At 47.9% G+C, this 19,614-nt stretch carries 11 protein-coding genes; 8 read left to right on the top strand and 3 right to left on the bottom strand.

From position 1 onward, the window contains the following. Position 1: 1 nt before the first annotated feature. Both PV783_RS26045 and PV783_RS26040 read right to left on the bottom strand, forming a co-directional pair. Positions 2-1,429, bottom strand: a complete 1,428-nt coding sequence (locus tag PV783_RS26045) for a RagB/SusD family nutrient uptake outer membrane protein (protein WP_420990191.1) — start codon at positions 1,427-1,429, stop codon at positions 2-4. Positions 1,430-1,446: 17 nt separating this feature from the next. Beyond that, positions 1,447-4,809 carry a SusC/RagA family TonB-linked outer membrane protein gene (locus PV783_RS26040; RefSeq protein WP_420990190.1) on the bottom strand — a complete coding sequence of 1,121 codons (3,363 nt, stop codon included), beginning with the start codon at positions 4,807-4,809 and terminating at the stop codon, positions 1,447-1,449. 379 nt (positions 4,810-5,188) lie between these two features. Here PV783_RS26040 and PV783_RS26035 point away from each other — a divergent pair, with 379 nt between their 5' ends. Then, on the top strand, positions 5,189-5,770 hold the full coding sequence (locus PV783_RS26035) for an RNA polymerase sigma factor (RefSeq protein WP_111577544.1): 582 nt from the start codon (positions 5,189-5,191) through the stop codon (positions 5,768-5,770). Positions 5,771-5,827: 57 nt separating this feature from the next. Here PV783_RS26035 and PV783_RS26030 read toward each other — a convergent pair whose 3' ends face one another. After that, entirely contained in the window at positions 5,828-7,666 is a 1,839-nt protein-coding gene (locus PV783_RS26030) for a hypothetical protein (protein WP_420990189.1), read from the bottom strand. 523 nt (positions 7,667-8,189) lie between these two features. On the opposite strand from PV783_RS26030, the gene PV783_RS26025 reads away from it, so the two are divergent. The 7 genes from PV783_RS26025 (at position 8,190) to PV783_RS25995 (ending at position 19,401) form a co-directional block, all read left to right on the top strand. Beyond that, positions 8,190-9,119 (top strand): zeta toxin family protein, encoded by a 930-nt coding sequence (locus PV783_RS26025; RefSeq protein WP_420990188.1) that lies wholly within the window; start codon positions 8,190-8,192, stop codon positions 9,117-9,119. A 454-nt stretch (positions 9,120-9,573) separates the two neighbouring features. Then, entirely contained in the window at positions 9,574-11,952 is a 2,379-nt protein-coding gene (locus PV783_RS26020; protein WP_420990187.1) for an ABC transporter permease, read from the top strand. 210 nt (positions 11,953-12,162) lie between these two features. Further along, positions 12,163-12,564 (top strand): c-type cytochrome, encoded by a 402-nt coding sequence (locus tag PV783_RS26015; protein ID WP_420990186.1) that lies wholly within the window; start codon positions 12,163-12,165, stop codon positions 12,562-12,564. Positions 12,565-12,576: 12 nt separating this feature from the next. Further along, entirely contained in the window at positions 12,577-14,835 is a 2,259-nt protein-coding gene (locus PV783_RS26010) for a DUF7133 domain-containing protein (protein ID WP_420990185.1), read from the top strand. A 239-nt stretch (positions 14,836-15,074) separates the two neighbouring features. Further along, positions 15,075-17,546 carry a glycosyl hydrolase family 95 catalytic domain-containing protein gene (locus PV783_RS26005; RefSeq protein ID WP_420990184.1) on the top strand — a complete coding sequence of 824 codons (2,472 nt, stop codon included), beginning with the start codon at positions 15,075-15,077 and terminating at the stop codon, positions 17,544-17,546. Between the two features lie 175 nt (positions 17,547-17,721). After that, the gene (locus PV783_RS26000; protein WP_336386917.1) at positions 17,722-18,312 is read left to right on the top strand and encodes an RNA polymerase sigma-70 factor; all 591 of its coding nucleotides are present in this window, start codon (positions 17,722-17,724) and stop codon (positions 18,310-18,312) included. Between the two features lie 90 nt (positions 18,313-18,402). Continuing rightward, positions 18,403-19,401 carry a FecR family protein gene (locus tag PV783_RS25995; protein ID WP_420990183.1) on the top strand — a complete coding sequence of 333 codons (999 nt, stop codon included), beginning with the start codon at positions 18,403-18,405 and terminating at the stop codon, positions 19,399-19,401. The last annotated feature ends 213 nt before the right edge of the window (positions 19,402-19,614 follow it).

Below are 19,614 nucleotides of genomic sequence, written 5' to 3'. Positions count from 1 at the left end.
ATTATCGCGGATTCAATGCCATACCGTCGTTCACCGCTTCCGGCGGTAGCTGCAGCAATCGCCTTTTATCGCCGGGTACCAGGGTCGTGTTAAAATTGGGTGAGCCGGTATGTACTACCGGGATATCGAGACGAAGGATATCGAACCAGCGCAGACCTTCCTGCATGTAAGTGATCCTTTTCATAAAGAGCGTAGTTTCGATCATGGATTGATCCTGTGGCAAGCCATAGAAAGACATCATTTTTGCGATGGTTACGTTGTGGCTGGCTGGATTGTAGCCTGAGATATTTTTGCTTACCCAGGTATTCATGTCCGTAACAGCCGCGCTGTAATTCTTTAAACGGATATTAGCTTCAACCCGGTTCAGTAATACTTCATCCATGCTCAGGAGCGACATCACTGTAACATCTGACTTGAATTTCGGGAAGTTAAAATACTGTGGACCTGCACCATAGATGCTGGCTGCCAGGTTACCGCCGGTAACATTGTTCGACAGGAAATATTCCTGGTTAATTTCAGAGCCTATCCCATAGCGGTAGCTGTAATAGTTGTCCGGATATTTTGTGCCGGGTGCTTCCTGCAGTAAAATATTGGCAGGATTAGATGCGTGGTTATAGTATACCACCATATCATCGTACGACATGCCGTAGAATGCGTCCTGGTCGCGGATCAGGTTAGCCGGGTTGGCGCTGCCGAAAACAGCGGTGGCATGTGTTACCACTTTTGCATAATCCCGTTTGAATAAATAGAACCGTGCAGCAAAGGCGTTTGCAGCCTGGCGGGTGAAGTGATATTTTGGCGCGTTGGCATACAGTTCATCTTTCAGCAGGGGTAAGCCGGTGGTAAGGTCGCTTTCAATTTTCTGGTATACGGCCGCCACATTGCTCCGGTCGTATTTATTGAAAACGGACGTGCTGATGGTGGTCATGTAGGGTACGCCCGGATCGTTGGCCGCGGTAGCCGGATTATATGCTTTGGCAAACAGGGTAACCAGCATAAAGTGGGCATAGGCCCTGCATACGAGCGCTTCTCCTTTTTGTGCGGAATAATTTGCCGAGTCCGGACCGCTGCAGTAGGACAATGCCTGGTTGGCCACCGCAATAGCGGCATAACAGGAGTCCCAGTAGGCAATGGGGCCATCGGCGGAAATATCATCTGCATCCTGGTACTTAAAAGTTTGGGTATTGATCAGGAAGGTTTGCGGATCAATACCTACCCCGGTGTTGCCTTTGTCTTCCACATTATCGCTCATTGCTTCGCAAAACAGCATATAACTGGCATGCGGATACGCAGTAGTGAGCAGCTGGGTAACCTGCTCCGGTGAGGTGATCACCGTCCTGTTATCGGGCAGTGTTTCGAGGTACTTCTTACAGCCAGGTATGGTTAGTACGGCGGTAAACAAGCCTATATAGATCAGTAGTTTTTTCATAATGAATACTTTTTGGATTAAAGGCTTACCCTCAGTGAAACGGTTACCTGTTTGTTGACAGGCATTGCTACCCCGCCGGTATTATAAAATTCCGGGTCTTGCCCGTGCAGGCGTTCATCGGCGTAGATAAGCCATAAGTTGTTTCCTGTAGCCGTGAGTGATCCGCCTTTTAAACCGATGCGACCCAGCAATGGTGCGGGGATCTGGTAACTGAGGGTCACTGATTTTAATCTTACAAATCCACCATCTGCTACGCGGTCGCTGGAAAAGTTATAGTTGTTATACGGATAAGCGGTATTATCCAGCAGATGTGTTTGTGTGTAGATGTCGGCCACGGAGGGGATATTTGTTTTCTTATCATCTCCGGGTAAGCTCCATCTTCCTTTAAACTCATTTGGCAGCGAGTTAAAATCGGTGTAGTTGGTAGTGTATACCGGTGTAAGCCTGATTTTATTTCCTGCCTGGTAAGTAATGAGTGCGCTGAGGGAAAAATCCTTATACCGGAAGGTGTTGCTCCATCCGCCGGTGATGGTTGGATCGGCGGGGCCTTCATATTTCAGGTATTTCACATTATGGCTTTGCAGGTATACGCCGGACGAAACGGTGCCGGTGTCGTTGATAAAGCGTGCTACGCCGGTGTATGGGTCCAGTCCTGCGTTTTGCAGGGAGAAGAGTCCGCGTACAGGGTAGCCTTCCAGTGCGCCGCCGCCTTCACCTACCAGGTCGAAGATCACGGGGTTGTTCCTGGCGTTGGTGATGAGGGTATTGTTATAGCTGAAGATGAGGGTACTGGTAAGACCCACATTCTTTTGTGCAATAATTTTGCCGGTGAGCGCTACGTCCACACCATGAGATTTCATATCGGCATAGTTGGCGAATTGGTTTACCTGTCCGCCTACGCCGGAAGTTTTAATCAAACCGATCAGGTCGAAACTTTTTCTCCGGTAGTAGTCGAAGGTAAGTCCGAGTCTTTCTTCAAAAAATCCCATATCAGTGCCGAGGTCCAGTTCATACTTTTTCTCCCAGGTAAGATCCGAGTTTTCCAGTGCCTGTATGAGAATGGCGGTTTGCTGATCGGCAAGATATGGCCGGGCGGTAACAAACGACCGCAGGATGGCGGTGGTATTGGTGGCCGCACCGGTGCTGGCGTTCAGGCCATAGCTGGCTTTGAGCATCAGGTGACTCACCGCTGAGGAATTTTTCAGGAAGTTTTCCTGGTCAATGTTCCAGTTACCGGCAACGGTCCAGGTAGGTAGCCAGCGCGCGTTGGGGGAGCTGCCAAGCCTGTTGGAACCATCTTCGCGGACGGTGGCCTGGAGGGTGTATTTATTTTTATAGGTATAACTGGCGTTGGCATAAAATGCGGTGAACCGGTCGTAGTCATTGCTTACCCCGTAGTAGGTTTTATTTTTCTCTGTCATTTTTTTGATGAAGAGATAATCTACAAAGGGTGTTCCGCCGCTGTTATACTGATAACCTACGCCTATGTTGTTGGACGTTTGGCGATCGGCGTATTTTACTTCCTGTCCTATCAGCGCGGCTACCTGGTGTTCATCATCGTTGAACGACTGGTTATAGTTAAACTGGTTACGGAAAGTATAATTTTTCAGTTCCACATCATTTCTCCGGTAAAATCCTCCGTAGGGGAGTACTACTACTGCCGGGTCGTTAGGGAAGTCCGGATTTTTGTAGAGGAATGGATTCCGCTGGTTGATAATGCTGTTGCCGTTGGCGCGGTAGGCATTGGCCTCATTGGATTTTTCGTTTGACTTATGTTCCGCACTTGTCCGGGCGTAGCGGATGGCGCCGGTAAAGTCGTAGTTGAAGTGGGAATTGAATTTATAATTCAGGTTGCCCTGTAACCTGAAATCGATGACGTTGAGGTCTGTAAAATTATTTCTCGTTTCGTCAATGATATTAAAGGGGGCAAAGTTCCGCGTGAAGTATTCAAGTTGGCCGTTTTCGTCGTATGCTCTGAGTGCCCTGCTGGTGCTGAGTGCATAGGAGAAGGGGTTAATGTCGAAGTCCCTGGTATAGGTACCCTGTACTTTGTCCGATACGCGGTCTTCCGTGCCTGGTGCGCGTTGCTGGCGTACGTTACCGTTGATCTGGAGGCCGTAGCTCAGTTTATTATTAGGTGTATAGTTGGCGCGCATGTTTACCGTATATCGTTTCACGTTATCAGCGATGGTCCAGCCGGCGTCGTTGTAGAAGCTGGTGGAGAGATAGAGCTGTGACTTTTCGCTACCGGTAGACAGGCTCAGTGAGTGTTCCTGTGTGAGGGAATTCCGGAACAGGATATCGAACCAGTCGGTGTTGGCATTGGCGTATTGCATGAGCCATTGCTGCCGTGCCTGCGGGGTATTCAGTACAGAAAATTTATCGCTGCCATCGGGATACTGAAGGAGGCGGCCCAGTTTTCCGTAGATGCCTGAAGTAGGTTCGTTGATCTGTTCGGAATACTGGAGCAGTTGTTTACGTTCCAGTTCCGCGTATACCGACATCTGGTCGGCAGAGTTCATGATATCGTAGTTTTCGTAGGAGGGTTTCAGTTGTACGCCGAAGTTGCCGGTGTAAGAAACTGCGGCCCTGCCTGCCTTACCTTTTTTGGTGGTGATAACGATTACACCGTTCATGGCGCGGGCGCCATAGAGGGCGGTGGCGGCAGCATCTTTCAGGATATCGAAGGTTTCAATATCGTTGGCATTCAGTCCGGCTACGGCAGAACCCAGGAGGGTATTGATATTACCACTGGAGAGCTGTTCGTTGGAAACGTTTACGATATCTTCCAGTACTACGCCGTCTACTACCCACAGTGGTTTGTTTTCACCGGAGATAGAGGTAGCGCCGCGGATACGTACTTTAGGAGCGGAACCGAAGGTGCCGGAAACGTTTTGTACGCTCACACCGGCAGCGCGGCCTTCCAGCATACGGCTCACATCCTGTACGCCGTCTATTTTCACATTATCGCCTTTGAGGGTAACGGCGGCGCCGGCAAATTTCTTACGGTCGATATTCTGGAAACCGGTTACCACCACACCTCCCAGTTCAGTTACATCTTCTTCGAGGGAAATAACCAGGTTAGCGGTGGCCCTTACTTCCCGGGTTTTATAGCCCACGGCAGATATTACCAGCGTGGCGCCATCCGGTACATCCAGGTCAAATGCACCTGCCGTATTGGTAATAGCGCCTCTTGTAGTACCCTTTACTTTTACCGAGGCACCGGGTAATGGTTCCCCTTTATTGTTGCGGATAATGCCATGCACAGGGGCCGCCGCTTTCGCGGTTTGCCGCAAGGGGCCGGGCGGGAGTTTTTCCAGGGAATCCCTGGCGCTTGCCTGCAAAGAAAGCGCGAGCAGAAAAAGGGACAGTAGCTTCATAGTTAACAGCGATTTAATTGAATATAATCCGGGCAATGTAGGGTAGGGAAACGCACCCAGCTTTCTACATCTCTTGGTTGAATGCATATGAGGCAATAAGGGTTTAATCTTATATTCTGGTTGATATCACTATACCTTCCCGGCAGTATTATTGATGGCTCCGACTTGATAAAAAAAGCAAAAACTTACCGGGGATCTTATCTACATCAGTACATTATCATAGTGTATAAGGCTAATTTAACTAAAATTATTATACCATTGAGAGCAAAAAAAGAAGAACGGTCAATTTCGTCCCGGCAGCGGTTACGCATTTTGCCGTAAACGATTTTTACTGTATTTTGCCCCCTCGTTATGGAACTAATCCCATTATTCCAACATCATGCATGATAATGAATTATGGTACTCCTATAAAGAAGGAGATGTAAAAGCCCTGGAAGGATTATATGAACTGTATTATTCCCCGCTCACGAACTACGGATTTAAATTTACGCCCGATAATGTATGCATAGAAGAAAGCATGCAGGATCTTTTCCTGAAGCTATGGCAAAACAGGGAGCGTATTGAAAGTCCGGCGGTGGTAAAGCAGTACCTGTATCTTTCTTTCCGGCGTATCCTGCTTCGTAAGCTGGAGTACAACCCTTCGCGGCATGAAGAAGAGTTGAGTGGGGAACATATTCCTTTTCAACTGGAGCTGATTGGCGGGCATCCGATGGTGAGGAAAGAACGCATGGAGGAACTTACTGCCAAAGTAGATATGTTGCTCAACATTTTAACTAACCGGCAACGGGAAGCGGTTTTCCTGAAATACTATGAGGATCTTTCCTATGAAGAGATCGCTGACATTATGCACATGAATATTGTTGGCGCGTACAAGCTGATATACCGTGCGCTTGAAAGTTTACGTGAGCAGTTTGGCGACTTCACTTTACTCCTGATCCTTTACGTGTTAAAACGGGCGTGACAATTGAAATTAGAAGATAAAAAAAGCAGCGAAGATTTTCTTCGCTGCTTTTTTATGTTACGCTGTTTTGCAGAAAGCAATATGATCATGTACCAGTGGTATTTTCTGATAGCCGTTGGTAAGACCTAATTGCAGATCCAGCCAGAGAATATACGCGCAGGGTTCCATACCGGCGGTAGAGAATACCAGGCTGTTGTTGTGGTATTCTGCTGCTGCCGGTGGCGGGCCGCCGTGGAAGGATGCCGGGAGTACGGGGTTGCCTTCAAAGCGGAGGGTAAATGCTTCGATATGCGGGTGGGCAATGGTGTATTGTGCGGTAACGGTGGTGGTGATACCTCCGCAGCCGTGGCCGCTGCCGGTAGTTTCCCCGATTTCGAGCATGGCTGCTGCGAGGATATTTTCATCACCGGTGTAGCCCCATCCCGGGTGTCTTCTTTGTTTATAATTTACATTGGATACTACAATTTTCTCCAGTGTATTGATGGCAGTGAGTGTGGTGGTACCTACTTTCCGGGCTTCAAAGATAATTTTGAAAGTATGGATGCCTGCTCTTTGTGCGGGTGGTACGGCGTTGCCGGCCACGAGCACAGTGGGTGCGGTGAGATCAAAATTATCCCTTGCGAAGGCCGTGCCGGCGGCATTGAGTGCCAGCTGCGCAGTATTGAGAATAGCCAGTACGCCATTGGTAGGGGTGAAGATACCGGTGGTTAAGTTATTGCCGCGCGGTACGGGAATCCATACTTCACCTGCGCTGTTGAGGGCGGGGGTAACAATTACCGCTTCGTGCGTCCAGGTGGTGGGGCCGGTTTGTTTCAGCAGTTCGCCGATCTTAAATGGCAGCAGGGCGCTGAGCACCTGTGTGGCGCTGAGTTCGTAGCTGGTGTCTGCGTTGATAATGCGGAAGCGGTATTCCATTTCATTGGAGTTGGTGCCGCTTGGCAGGGTGCCGTTGAGATCGAGCGGGCCGTAGAAAGAGAGACGGGGTACATCGGTGGTGTAACCCTGTACATCAAACTGGGCGCCGGTAGGGCCTATGTCGTACGCGCCTACTCTTTCAAAGAGGGCGGGTACTTCGTTGTTGGGAGTGATATCGTCTGGTACGCAGAGTTCTATACAGAAGCAGGGACCGCGGTTGGTGCGGTCGGCGCGGTGGCCTACGCTGCGGTCTTCCTTTAGCAATACGGCGCCTGATACAGGTTCCGTGATGCTGAAATAAAGATCGGGGCCTGCGGGCCATTCTACATTAAGCCAGGGCGACAGGAGCGTTTGGCTGAAGTCGGCCATTGTATAGTCTATCCTGAAATGGCCGGTGGCATCGGTGAGCTGGCTGCCGAGAGGATCGTCCTGGAGCCAGTCTACATCAAAAGCGGCTACCCGTAAACCTTGCAGGGGCTTCTGGGTTTTACAGTTGATCACACGGCCGCAGATCACCCATGCATCATATTTAGCGCGGATGAGGCACCACCAGCGGTTAGGGATTACATATTCCCAGGAAGCGAAGAAATCATTTTCCTGTCCGCGCCACCGTGGCTGGAGCGTGGTAATGTGGAACTGGAGGGTAGGCAATGTGCCGGGGTAAGGTTTGGGGCGTGGTACATTGCCGCATTCGAAGTCGATTTCAAAGGCTTCGCCTTCATACTTACTTTCTCTTCCGAGAGAAAAGGCGAAGTTGCCTTCTGCATCCGTGAGGGTTTCTGCCAGCAGGTTGCCGGCTTTCTTTTTGGCTTCTTCTGCGGATACTTCGTGAAAAGTTTCTTTCTCCGCAGCAGTGGCCTGCAGGATTACTTCCCGGGAAACGGCTGCCCGGTAAAGCCTGATCTTAACGTTGGCAATGGCTTCTATGCAGTATTTGTCGCACAGAAGGCCCTTTAAATTGCCTTTAAACTGGTAACTCATGACATTTTATTTTGGGGTTATTTTAAATCTAAAGCAGGTGCTTTTGGGGTGTTCTTCATTAGAATTTTTGGGGACTGTTTGTGCTGTTATAATGACGCCTGCTTCTTTAACAAATCTCCACCTAAATTCCTTCGTTATCAAGAGGATAAGTGCGGGAATTGCCAAATGCGTATATATCGCGCGGTGGCGGGAAAGCGCTGATAAGTGGAAAGGTATTTCGGGCATCCGGGATAAAAGCGCTTTTTTGCCGGTCAGGTAATAATCTTTACAGATTTATAGAAAGATGATCAGCGTTTGCTGGTCATCTTTTTTATGTTAATCATTTTCTTTTAACCTGTTTTTTACGGGTGATTTGCATTGGCAGGGTACATTTGTTAACGATATTGTTTAACCCACAAAAACTTAGATGAATGCCGGAAGATATTGGATGTGCGCCGATATTAAGAGGCCATGACGATGGAAGTTTTCCTGAAATAAGTGTTCAGTTGAGTAGTGGAATGTATCTGAAAATGATTGTTAGTTGATGAGCCAGAAATATTCGAGGGTTTTAATAGAGGAGAAGCAAGTAGAATTCTTTTTAAGGCATGTACTTGATTTTGATCCATCCAGCTTGGAAGGAATTATTCCCGGTATAGTTGCAGGTGAAATCGGCATACTGAATGTGCCCTATGAAATGCAGACATATTCAGGAAATGAATATAGGGATAAGAGATTTTTTGATGAGCCTTCCAGGGAAAAACTGAGGGTTACAATTGTAGATGAATTACTGTCAAAGACCAGATTAGCCGACGATGAAGATATTTGTTTAGGAAAAGGTGGAGCGCTGCCTGTTGGTGGCATTATCAGTAACAGGAAAGCATTTATATTGATTGGGTTACCGGCTTCAGGGAAATCATCTATTGCGTGCCGTATGGCTGACAACTTTGGCGCAATAATTTTGGATGCAGATTTTGCAAAGAGAAAACTGCCGGAATATTCAAGATATCCATTTGGTGCCTCATTGGTGCATGAGGAATCTAGTAAGATCATTTCAAATCCAGATCCGATAGTGCCTTCTTTAACACTGAGGTCAATTGATTTGGGCTATAACATTCTGTTGCCGAAAATTGGTCAGGACGTAAATGCAATAATTGATTTGGCGGCGTTTTTACATTTTAAAAGATACGAGGTGCATTTGACTTTGGTTTCTCTTTTGAGACAGAAGGCAACTGTCCGCGCAATTCATAGATTTCATGAAACAAAACGGTACGTTCCTATTGGATTGATATTCGACGGTTATGGAAATGATCCATGTTTGACCTACTATTTAATAAAAAATAAATTATATAGCTTTATTTCCAGTTATGGCGCAATTTCTACAGATGTTCCAAAGGGGCAACTGCCTTATTGTATTGATTTATTGAACGATAACCCTGCAAAGCTGTTCGAATTCCGTGAAAATATCTTAATTTAGTTAAGTATGAAAAGGAAATATCTTGCAAAATTGGGAAGAACAAAGAAAGTTGATATCCTCTCAAAGAAAATGAGAATCACATTGAGATCAAAACAAAATGATCTCCGGACAGGAGATGATCTATATCAACGGTATTCTTCCATTATGTCTTATTACTACAACTCGGAAGCCTCAGAAATCAGGGATTTGATCAATGCAGGTAGTACGGGAAAGAATACTAAATAAGTTTGCAGCAACACATTATTCAAACAGGGGTTTTCCACATCGGAAAACCCCTGTTTCTTTTTACTGTCTTGTCCATTTCCGGACACCCTTGTCTTAAATCCGGACAGATTATAATTTTCACGTATTCAATTCCGCCTGATCCTAACACCTCTACCCACTGGCATTTTCTTCGCAGCAGCCCTACGATCCCGTGAGATTGATATCTTTTCAAAATCCAACTTTCCTGCTGATGTTTAAAAACTATCTCAAAATTGCCTGGCGCAATCTCTGGAGAAATAAAGTTTTTTCTTTTATCAATGTAATGGGCCTCACTATCGGTCTTACTGCCTGCTTCTTCATTTTCCTCTATGTACGTTTTGAACTGAGCTATGATAAATTTCATAGTAAAGGAGATCGTATCTACCGCGTTATCTGTGATATAAAAACGCCCAGTGAAATGATCAGGAGCGGAAGCACGCCCTGGCCGTTTGGTCCGGATATGCAACACGATTTTCCGGAGGTGGAAGCGTTTACACGGTTTAGCGGAGCCAATTTGCTGGTAAAGAAAGGCAACCTGAGTTTCCAGGAAGAGCATTCGTTGTTTGCCGATTCATCCCTCTTCCGGGTATTTGATTTTAAACTTATTTATGGTAACCCCGCTACGGCGCTGAAGGAAGTGAACAGCGTGGTGTTGAGTAAAACAGCGGTGAAGAAATATTTCGGGGATACAGATCCCGTAGGACAAACTGTACAACTGACCGGTGCCCTGGTACCAGTGACTATTACCGGTGTGATGGAAGACATGCCACAAAATTCCCAGATCAAAGCAGATATGCTGGTGTCGATGTCTACTTTGGTAAGTATGAACCCACGTATCGATAAGGCATGGGGCAATTTTGGCGCAAACACTTTCCTGCTACTAAAGCCTAATGCAGATCCTGCCGCGCTGACAGCCAAGTTCCCGGACTTTGTAGAGCGGCACAATGGTGATGAGAGAAGAAAGGCCAAAATGTTTTATACCGTTTTGCTGCAGCCGCTGGAACAGATCTACCTGCATTCCGACCGGGATTCTTTTGAAAACGGTAGTATAACGAATGTGTACATTTTTTCCATTATTGCCATTTTTATATTGTTTATCGCCTGTATTAACTTCATCAATCTCACCACTGCAAGGTCAGTAGAGCGTGCAAAGGAGATCGGCATACGTAAAGTGGTGGGTGCTACGCGGGTGGAGCTGATCCGGCAGTTTATCGGGGAATGTGTGCTGTTGTGTTTGATGGCGTTTGTATTCACGGTGGTATTATTCGTAGCATTGCTGCCATCTTTTAACCTGCTGGCAGGAAAAACGGTCAGTACCGGTTTATTTGCCAATGCCTGGTATATCGGGGCATTGCTGGCAGCCGCCGTTGGCATTGGCTTACTGGCAGGTGTGTATCCGGCGCTGGTGCTGTCGTCCTTTAAGCCGGTAACGGTATTGAAAGGCCGGTTTTCTACGGGTACCAAAGGTATTTTTCTTCGCAAAGGACTGGTGGTAACGCAATTTGCTATTTCCATTGCACTGATCACGGGCACTATTGTGGTGTATTTGCAAATGCATTATGTGCATAGTAAAGACCTGGGCTTTAACAAAGAGCAGGTGCTGGTGATAGATACACATGGCGACCCGGCAAAACATACATTCAGAACATCTATTGAAGATATTCCGAAAGTAAATTCCGTGACCATTTCATCAGGTATTCCCGGCGGAGAAACCAATGGCGCTTATTCAGAAATACAGAATAAACAAGGGGATATGCAGGTAGCTAACCTGGACCTGTATTCCGTAGATTACAATTTTTTGCAGCAATATAAAATGAAGATAGTAGCCGGGCGCGGATTCTCCCGCGACTATGGCAGCGATTCTTCCCATGCCCTGGTGATCAATGAGGCGGCCGCAAAGCTGTTTGGTTACGCTACTCCCGATGAGGCTATCGGCAGGGGCTACCGGCAATGGGGCCACGAAGGCACCATCATAGGCGTGGTAAAGGATTTTCATTTCCGCTCGCTGCAGCAGGATATCAAACCGCTTACCATCCGGATGGAACCGCAGGATTGTGAAGTGGTGTCAGTGAACGTAGCTCCCGGAGAGCTGTCGGGTACCATCGCGGCTATTGAGCGTAAGTGGAGAACCCTGATGCCTAACCGGCCATTCAGTTATTATTTCCTGGACGAGTTCTTCGACAGGCAATACCGCACAGAAGAACGGTTTGGTAAACTCTTTTTCAATTTTGCCCTGCTGGCTATTATTATTTCTTGTCTTGGTTTACTCGGACTGGCCTCCTACAGCGCTATGCAACGCACGCGGGAAATCGGCATCCGTAAGGTAATGGGGGCATCTGTAGCTGATATCGTGAACCTGTTATCAAAAGAATTTCTTAAACTGGTATTAATCTCTTTTGTGATAGCCACACCGGTAGCCTGGTATTTTATGCACAAATGGCTGCAGGTATTTGCTTACCGGATCAGTATCGGCTGGTGGGTATTTGCCGTATCCGGCATTATTGCGGGTATCATCGCTATTGGCACCATCAGCTACCAGGCGTTGAAAGCCGCGCTGGCAGACCCGGTGAAAAGTATGCGGGCAGAATAGCGTTAGCAGTTCCGGAACAACTATTCTTATCTTATCATGAGCACCCTGCTCCGGGGAAATTAACGCGTTTATTAATGCGTTAACGGCTTTTTTTTGTCTTTTTTTTCCGGAAACCACCCGGATTAATCTTTTATTAATCATTTATTATGCCCTCCCGCTTTACTTGCACCAACATTCTATTCCACATTATTTATAATTCTTTATTGAGATATGAAACGTTTAGCTATTCCTCTTTTTTTACTGATGTGTGTCATGGGTACCGTTAATGCCCAAACGAAACCGGCTGCCCAAAAGGCGACTGTCAAAGCTTCTCCCAAAACAACTACTGCACCGGCTATAAAACCACAGGATATTGAAGAAGGCAAAATGCTGCTGACTAAATCTGATTGCCTTGCCTGTCATAAAGTGGACACAAAAGTAGTAGGACCGGCTTATGCTGATGTGGCAAAGAAGTATCCGTATTCTGCTGCAAACGTCGACCTGTTGTCGTCCAAGATTATCAACGGCGGTTCCGGTACCTGGGGAGCAGTGCCTATGGCGGCGCACCCCGCGCTGACGGCCGCAGATGCGAAGAAAATGGTCACTTATATTCTCTCTTTAAAAGCTAAATAAAGTTCCGCGTTCATGAAAAGAAATTCATTACTGGCAATGATGCTGGCGGGCTTCAGCCTGTTTATTTATCAATGCAGGGTATCCAGTAAAACCAGCGGTATCAAAAAGGATGCAGCCGGCAATATTATAGTGAACCCGCATCCTTCCCCGGCATATCAAACCGTAAAGGAAAGTATGAAATCCATCCAGGTGCCGGCCGGTTATCACCTGCAGCTGGTGGCCAGCGAGCCAATGATCAAAGAACCCGTAGCGATTGTATGGGACGGCAACGCCCGGATGTATGTGGCAGAAATGCGTACTTATATGCAGGACATCAACGGTACGGGGCAGCGAAAGCCCATCTGCCGCATATCCTTACTGGAAGACACCAACGGCGATGGTACGATGGATAAAAGTTCCACGTTCATCGACAGCCTGGTACTGCCCCGCATGATGTTGTGTGTAGGACATAAGCTGCTGGTAAATGAAACCTTTACCTATAATATCAGGAGTTATGAAGATACCAACGGCGATGGCGTGGCAGATGCCACCGAGTTGGTGTACAAAAACGATAAGCCCGATACCCGCAACCTGGAACACCAGAAGAGCGGCCTCGTATGGAATATGGACAACTGGATTTATGTAAGCTGCGACCCGGTACGTTATCGTTATGTGAGCGGGAAACTGGTACCGGATAGTTTAACCAATTCACCCGGCGGACAGTGGGGATTAGGAAATGATGATTACGGCAGATTGTATTTCTCCAGCGCAGGCGCCGAAATTCCGGCACTGGGTTTCCAGATCAACCCTGCCTACGGTTTCCTGAATCCCAACGATCAGTACGACCGTGATTTCCTGGCGGTATGGCCCATCATTGCTACCCCGGATGTACAGGGCGGTATGAACAGGTTACGCCCCGATACTACGCTCAATCACTTTACCGCCAGCTGCGGGCAGTCGGTGTTCAGGGGAGATGCGCTGCCTGCTGATCTGAAAGGCGACCTGCTCATCTGTGAGCCGGTAGGCCGCCTGATCCGCCGTGCGAAAGTATCTGAAGTAGATGGTAAGATCACGCTGAAGAACGCATACAACGGCCAGCAGGAATTTATCACTTCCTATGATATGAACTTCCGCCCGGTGAATACTGCCACTGGTCCGGATGGCTGTTTGTATATCGTGGATATGTATCGCGGCATTATCCAGGAAGCCACCTGGACAGCTGAAGGCAGCTTCCTGCGCCCGCGCATTCTGCAAAAGGGACTGGACAAAAATATTGGCCGCGGTCGCATCTACCGCCTGGTACATGACGGTTATAAACCAGATGCGAAACCTAAATTGCTGGATGCACCTGGCAGTACGATGATTACCTGGCTTGATCACCCCAACGGTTGGTGGAGAGAAAACGCACAGAAGGAAATTATTGCCAATGGCGACCTGTCTGTAGTACCTGCACTAAAACTTATTGCCACGGGTAAACATACCACCATTGGAAAAACCACCGGTGCACTGGCACGTATTCACGCCCTGTGGACACTGGAAGGTTTGCATGCCATTGATAAAGAAACATTGTTTACCGCCTTTGGCGATACAGACGCGCAGGTGAGAAAAGCTGCCGTATGGATCAGCGAAACCTATCTGAAAGAGAATGATGAAGCCGTAATCAGCAAACTGGCTTCGCTGCAACATGATCCTGCAGCCGCTGTGCAGATACAGCTGGTGTTGTCGTTATCTGTAAGTAAATCCGAAAAAGCAAAAGCATTGCAAACCGCGATGGTGAGTAATTCCGCTTACACAAAAATGCTGAGCAGCGTTGCTAACAGCGTGGAAGTAAATAACAACACCAAACTATTTGGCAGCCGTCTGGCCAACATGCCGGCAGCGCATCGTAATCTTATTCTGAACGGGGCTAATATTTACAAACAGCTTTGTTCTACCTGTCATGGTCCGGATGGCAAAGGCATTGTAGTTGGCGGCGGTACTGCTGCCGCACCGCCTTTCGTAGGTTCCAAACGGGTAAGCGGCGACAAGGAACTGATGATGAAAATTCTGCTCAACGGTTTATCCGGTCCTATCGACGGCAAAACCTACACCGATGTAATGGCGCCCTTTGGCGCTACCAACACCGATGAATGGGTGGCTTCTATCTTAAGTTATGTGCGGTATAACTTCGGGAAAAATGAAAAGGGAAAGTCGCCGGTAGTGGACGTGGAAAGCGTAAAGAAAATGAGAGCGGCTACCGCCGGTCGTGATAAATTCTGGACGCTGGAAGAACTGGAGCAATCTGCCAGGTAGATCAACGGAGAATATCATCATAATCCCCTGCTATCCGGCAGGGGATTAGTTATTAATATGAAAGGATGCTGTATGTAAAGAATTGCAATTATAAATTGTATTTTGATCCGGCAAGCGGATTTTTCCGGGGAAGAAATGCCGCAGGCGTAATGACCCGGGCGGCAATAAGCCCGGTAACCAGTTCGGCGTTTTGAAAGAAAACCGCCGGAGTAATTTATTCCACTTAACTGTAAAAACTCATGCGAAGGAACAAACACACTATAGCCGTTTGCGTTATAGCATTGCTAACATCGCTGCCTGCATTGGCGCAGCGCATGGAGCTGAAACTCAGGTACGACCGCCCCTCAGGCAAAGTATGGGAAGCGGCACTGCCGGTAGGCAACGGCCGCCTGGCTGCAATGGTATATGGTAATCCCGGAAGTGAACTGATACGGCTAAACGAAAATACGGTATGGAGCGGCAGCCCCAACCGCAATGAAAATCCACATGCGCTGGCAGCGTTGCCGGAAATCCGTCAGCTGATTTTCGAGGGCAAAATGAAAGAGGCCAGCGATATAGCAGCAAAAAATATCCAGTCAGAAAAGATCAACGGCATGTGCTATCAGCCGGTGGGCGACCTGGAACTGGCATTTCCCGGTCATGAGCAATACACCGGTTATGAACGGGAGCTGGATCTGCAAACAGCGGTAGCCGCTACCAGCTATACCGTAAACGGGGTAAAGTATACCCGGCAGGTATTTGCCTCTATACCGGATCAGGCGATTATTATACAGCTTACCGCCAGTAAACCCGGCAGCATTACTTTTAACGCCGGCATGAAGAGCCCGCAAAAATCGAATATAGTCACCAGCGGAAATAATGAACTGGTGTTATCCGGTATCAGCGGGGATAAAGACGGTGTGCCGGGTAAGGTGAAGTTCCAGTCGCAGGTAAGATTTAAAACCAGTGGTGGTAAAACTGCCGCCGATGGTAACACTATCAGTATTACCGGCGCCGATGCGGTGACTATCTACGTGTCAATTGCCACCAACTTTGTAAACTATGCTGATCTGAGCGGCGATGAAGTAAAGCGTACCACGGCGTATATGTCGAAGGTATGGCCAAAGCATTTCGCAAGTCTTTTGAAAGATCATATTGCGGCTTACCAGCACTTCTTTAACCGGGTACAGCTGGACTTAGGTACCACCGATTCTATCAAAAATCCAACAGACATCCGCCTCCGGGATTTCAGGAATGGCAATGATCCGCAGCTGGTAACACTGTATTTCCAGTTTGGCCGCTACCTGCTGATAGCCGCTTCACAACCGGGCGGTCAGCCGGCAAACCTGCAGGGAGTCTGGAACCCGCTGATGAATCCACCGTGGGGAAGTAAGTATACTATCAACATTAATACAGAAATGAATTACTGGCCTGCGGAAGAAACAAACCTTTCTGAAATGCATGAGCCATTGATACAAATGGTGAAGGACTTATCTGTTACCGGCCGGGAAACAGCGAAGGTAATGTATGGCGCCGGTGGCTGGGTAGTGCATCATAATACAGACCTGTGGCGTATTACAGGCCCGGTAGATCCTATTTATTACGGTTTGTGGCCAATGGGCGGCGCATGGTTAAGCCGGCATACGTGGGAGAAATATCTGTTTAATGGCGATAAGAAATACCTGCAAACCGTGTATCCTGCATTAAAAGGCGCCGCGCAGTTTTACCTGGATTTTCTGGTAGAAGAGCCGGTGCATAAATGGCTGGTGGTATCGCCTTCCATGTCGCCGGAAAATAATCCGAAAGCCTATCCCGGCGTATCTATATCGGCAGGCACCACGATGGATAATCAACTGGTATTTGATCTGTTTACCAATACCATCCATGCCGCAGAAATCTTACAAACTGATAAAGCGCTGGTGGAAAAAATGAAGGCGGCACGTAAGCGTTTGCCACCTATGCAGGTGGGGCAGAATAACCAGTTGCAGGAATGGCTGCAGGATCTGGATGATCCAAACGACAAACACCGTCACGTGTCACATTTATTCGGATTGTATCCTGCCAACCAGATCTCGGCCTACCGCACGCCTGCTTTGTTCAGCGCTGCGCGCACCTCGTTGCTGCAACGCGGCGATGTGTCCACGGGTTGGTCGATGGGCTGGAAAGTGAACCTCTGGGCGCGTTTGCTGGATGGCAATCATGCATGGAAACTGATTAAAGACCAGCTCACCCCATCGGGCGTAAATAAAGGAGAGAACAGTGGCGGTGGCACTTATCCCAATCTTTTTGATGCGCATCCGCCTTTCCAGATCGATGGGAACTATGGCTGCACCGCAGGGATCTGTGAAATGCTGCTGCAAAGCCAGGATGGCGCTATCCACCTGTTGCCGGCCCTTCCGGACGACTGGAAGAATGGCCGTGTGAGCGGCTTACGTGCGCGTGGTGGTTTTGAGATCAAGGAAATGGTGTGGGAAAATGGTCAGCTGAGTAAGATCACAATCCGTTCCACGCTTGGTGGCAACTGTCGCCTGCGTGTACCCAATGCGTTGCAGGAAAACGGACAACTGAAAGCAGCTGGTGGCGCTCAAACCAATCCTTTCTTCGAAGTAGCGCCAACTGCTCCTGCATTGGTGAGCAACAAAGCAAAGGTAGAGGAGTTGCCTTTGCCCAATACGATATTGTATGATTTGGATACGCAGGCGGGGAAGACGTATACTTTTGTAAGGCAATAAATAATTAATATCTTTTGTATAAGCAAAGACCGGTGGGGGCTTCCTTCGCCGGTCTTTCCTGTTTGTTGATGTATGATTTTGAAAAAAAAGTTTACTTTCGGGTTATAGCGTCGAAGGGGCATTTAAGGAGTCAACAAATCAGATCAACCACCATTATTATTTTATACTACCGGATTTGGAAAATACTAGGGAATCACCGGATGTGCAATTGATTCTTCGGCTACAGGCGGGAGATGAGACGGCGTTCCGTGAAGTGTTTGACCGGTTTAGTCAGAAGATATACGGGTTGGCTTGTCATTTCCTGAAGAACAAAGACCAGGGAAAGGAAGTGGTGCAGGAAACGATGTTGCGACTTTGGGAACACCGGTTAAAGCTGAGTGTGGACTATGCCCTTGCCCCTTATGTATATACCATTGCACGACGGGTTGCCTTAAACCTGTTACGGCAGGCCGCCAGCAGCCGTGCAGCTTCCCTGAAACTCTGGGAATCTATTCCTGCCTACCATAATGATACGGAAGAAACCGTGCTGGGCGCAGATCTCGAAAGGATCACGGGACAGATATTGAATATATTGCCTCCCCAGCAACAGGAAATTTTCCGCTTAAGCAGGTTTGAAGGGCTCACCTATGAAGAAATAGCCGTTCGTATGAATATCTCTCCCCATACTGTTAAATACCACATGATGGCTGCGCTGAAGGTATTGCGTACCCATTTTAACGAAGCCGAAATTGTTTTTGGCTTCCTGGCATTCTCCCTGTTATTTTAAAAAAATATTTTTTTTGACTACCCGACAGGTATCCCCTGCGTGTATTGCATTATACCGGCTTTTTTCTGCCCGGGATAAATTGTATTTCACGTGGATGAACATCGTATACATCTTTTGTTGACAAAACTGGCAGGCAACACCATCAATGAACAGGAATTTGAAGAACTGATGTTGCTGTTGCGGCAGGCTGAATCTGATGACGCCGTTCAGCCGCCATTCGACAAAACCTGGTCGGGACTCACACCGGCCACGCAGCTGTCGCCCGGAGAAGCCCGCTCACTCTACGATCAGATTAAAGAGAACCCCCGTTTTTCCCAAACGGAGGATGTTCCTGTTTTAAAACCTCATCGCTGGCTCGCCTATGCCGCGGGGATACTGGTGCTGATCGGTGCTGGCCTGGCCGCCTGGCTGCTCATGAAACCATCCCGGAAACCTGCTTTGGTATATGAGGAAGTATGGGCGCCCGCAGGCAAGCGGGTACGGCTGGTACTGGAAGACAGCACCGAGGTGTGGCTGAATAACGGCAGTAAACTGCGATATCCTGTTGCCTTTACCGGTAATACCCGGGAATTATATGTAGAGGGAGAAGCCTGTTTTGATGTTACCCGCAGGGATCAGCAGCCGTTTATTGTGCATAGTGGTAATGTGGCGGTGAAGGTGCTGGGAACAGTGTTTAATATACAGGCCTACCAGCAGGCGCCGCTGGCGGTAACGGTGGTTAGCGGAAAAGTGAGTGTGGCAGCAGGGACTACGGCATTAGGTGTATTACATCCCAACGAAAAACTGGAATATGAAGCAGTAAGCCGGCGTGCAAAAATTGATACGGTGAATGCGGAAAACCTGCTGGCCTGGAAAAAAGGAGAGCTTATTATGGACGATGTGACAATGGAGCAGGCTGCCGCCATCATTGGCCGGTGGTATAATGTGCAGGTGGAATTGGGGAATGACGCCATCCGCAACTGCCGTTTTTCCCTTTCTTTTTTGCATGGGGAAAGTATCGGGGAAGTGATGAAAATGATTTGCGAATTGAACGGATGCTCATGGAAGATGAGAGGCAGCGCTATTATTATCAGCGGAAAGGGATGTTAACACGGTTTACTTGTATTCATCATCATAATCACGTACCATGAAAAAGTTCCACTTCGATTAGCCTTTACAGCGGCAAAAAAATACGTTATGAAATCAGTTTAAAAAAGTATCGCCGTGGAGGCAACCACGACGATACCTGAAAATTGGTTACAGGTGCAGGCAAGCACCCGTAACCGGATGGTTTTTAAACTCAGTATGTCAACCGATTAAAAC

The sequence above is a fragment of the Chitinophaga sp. CC14 genome (assembly GCF_048957795.1).
In the GTDB taxonomy this organism is placed as follows: domain Bacteria; phylum Bacteroidota; class Bacteroidia; order Chitinophagales; family Chitinophagaceae; genus Chitinophaga; species Chitinophaga ginsengisegetis.
Note: the sequence above shows the minus strand (reverse complement) of the source record. Positions and strands in the feature narration are given on the sequence as shown.

Bases quoted from the DNA above. Each gene is read 5' to 3' on its own strand.
- PV783_RS26045 (WP_420990191.1), bottom strand. From the start codon at position 1,429: ATGAAAAAACTACTGATCTATATAGGCTTGTTTACCGCCGTACTAACC.
- PV783_RS26030 (WP_420990189.1), bottom strand. From the start codon at position 7,666: ATGAGTTACCAGTTTAAAGGCAATTTAAAGGGCCTTCTGTGCGACAAA.
- PV783_RS26020 (WP_420990187.1), top strand. From the start codon at position 9,574: ATGTTTAAAAACTATCTCAAAATTGCCTGGCGCAATCTCTGGAGAAAT.
- PV783_RS26035 (WP_111577544.1), top strand. From the start codon at position 5,189: ATGCATGATAATGAATTATGGTACTCCTATAAAGAAGGAGATGTAAAA.
- PV783_RS26040 (WP_420990190.1), bottom strand. From the start codon at position 4,809: ATGAAGCTACTGTCCCTTTTTCTGCTCGCGCTTTCTTTGCAGGCAAGC.
- PV783_RS26025 (WP_420990188.1), top strand. From the start codon at position 8,190: ATGAGCCAGAAATATTCGAGGGTTTTAATAGAGGAGAAGCAAGTAGAA.
- PV783_RS26015 (WP_420990186.1), top strand. From the start codon at position 12,163: ATGAAACGTTTAGCTATTCCTCTTTTTTTACTGATGTGTGTCATGGGT.
- PV783_RS26010 (WP_420990185.1), top strand. From the start codon at position 12,577: ATGAAAAGAAATTCATTACTGGCAATGATGCTGGCGGGCTTCAGCCTG.
- PV783_RS26005 (WP_420990184.1), top strand. From the start codon at position 15,075: ATGCGAAGGAACAAACACACTATAGCCGTTTGCGTTATAGCATTGCTA.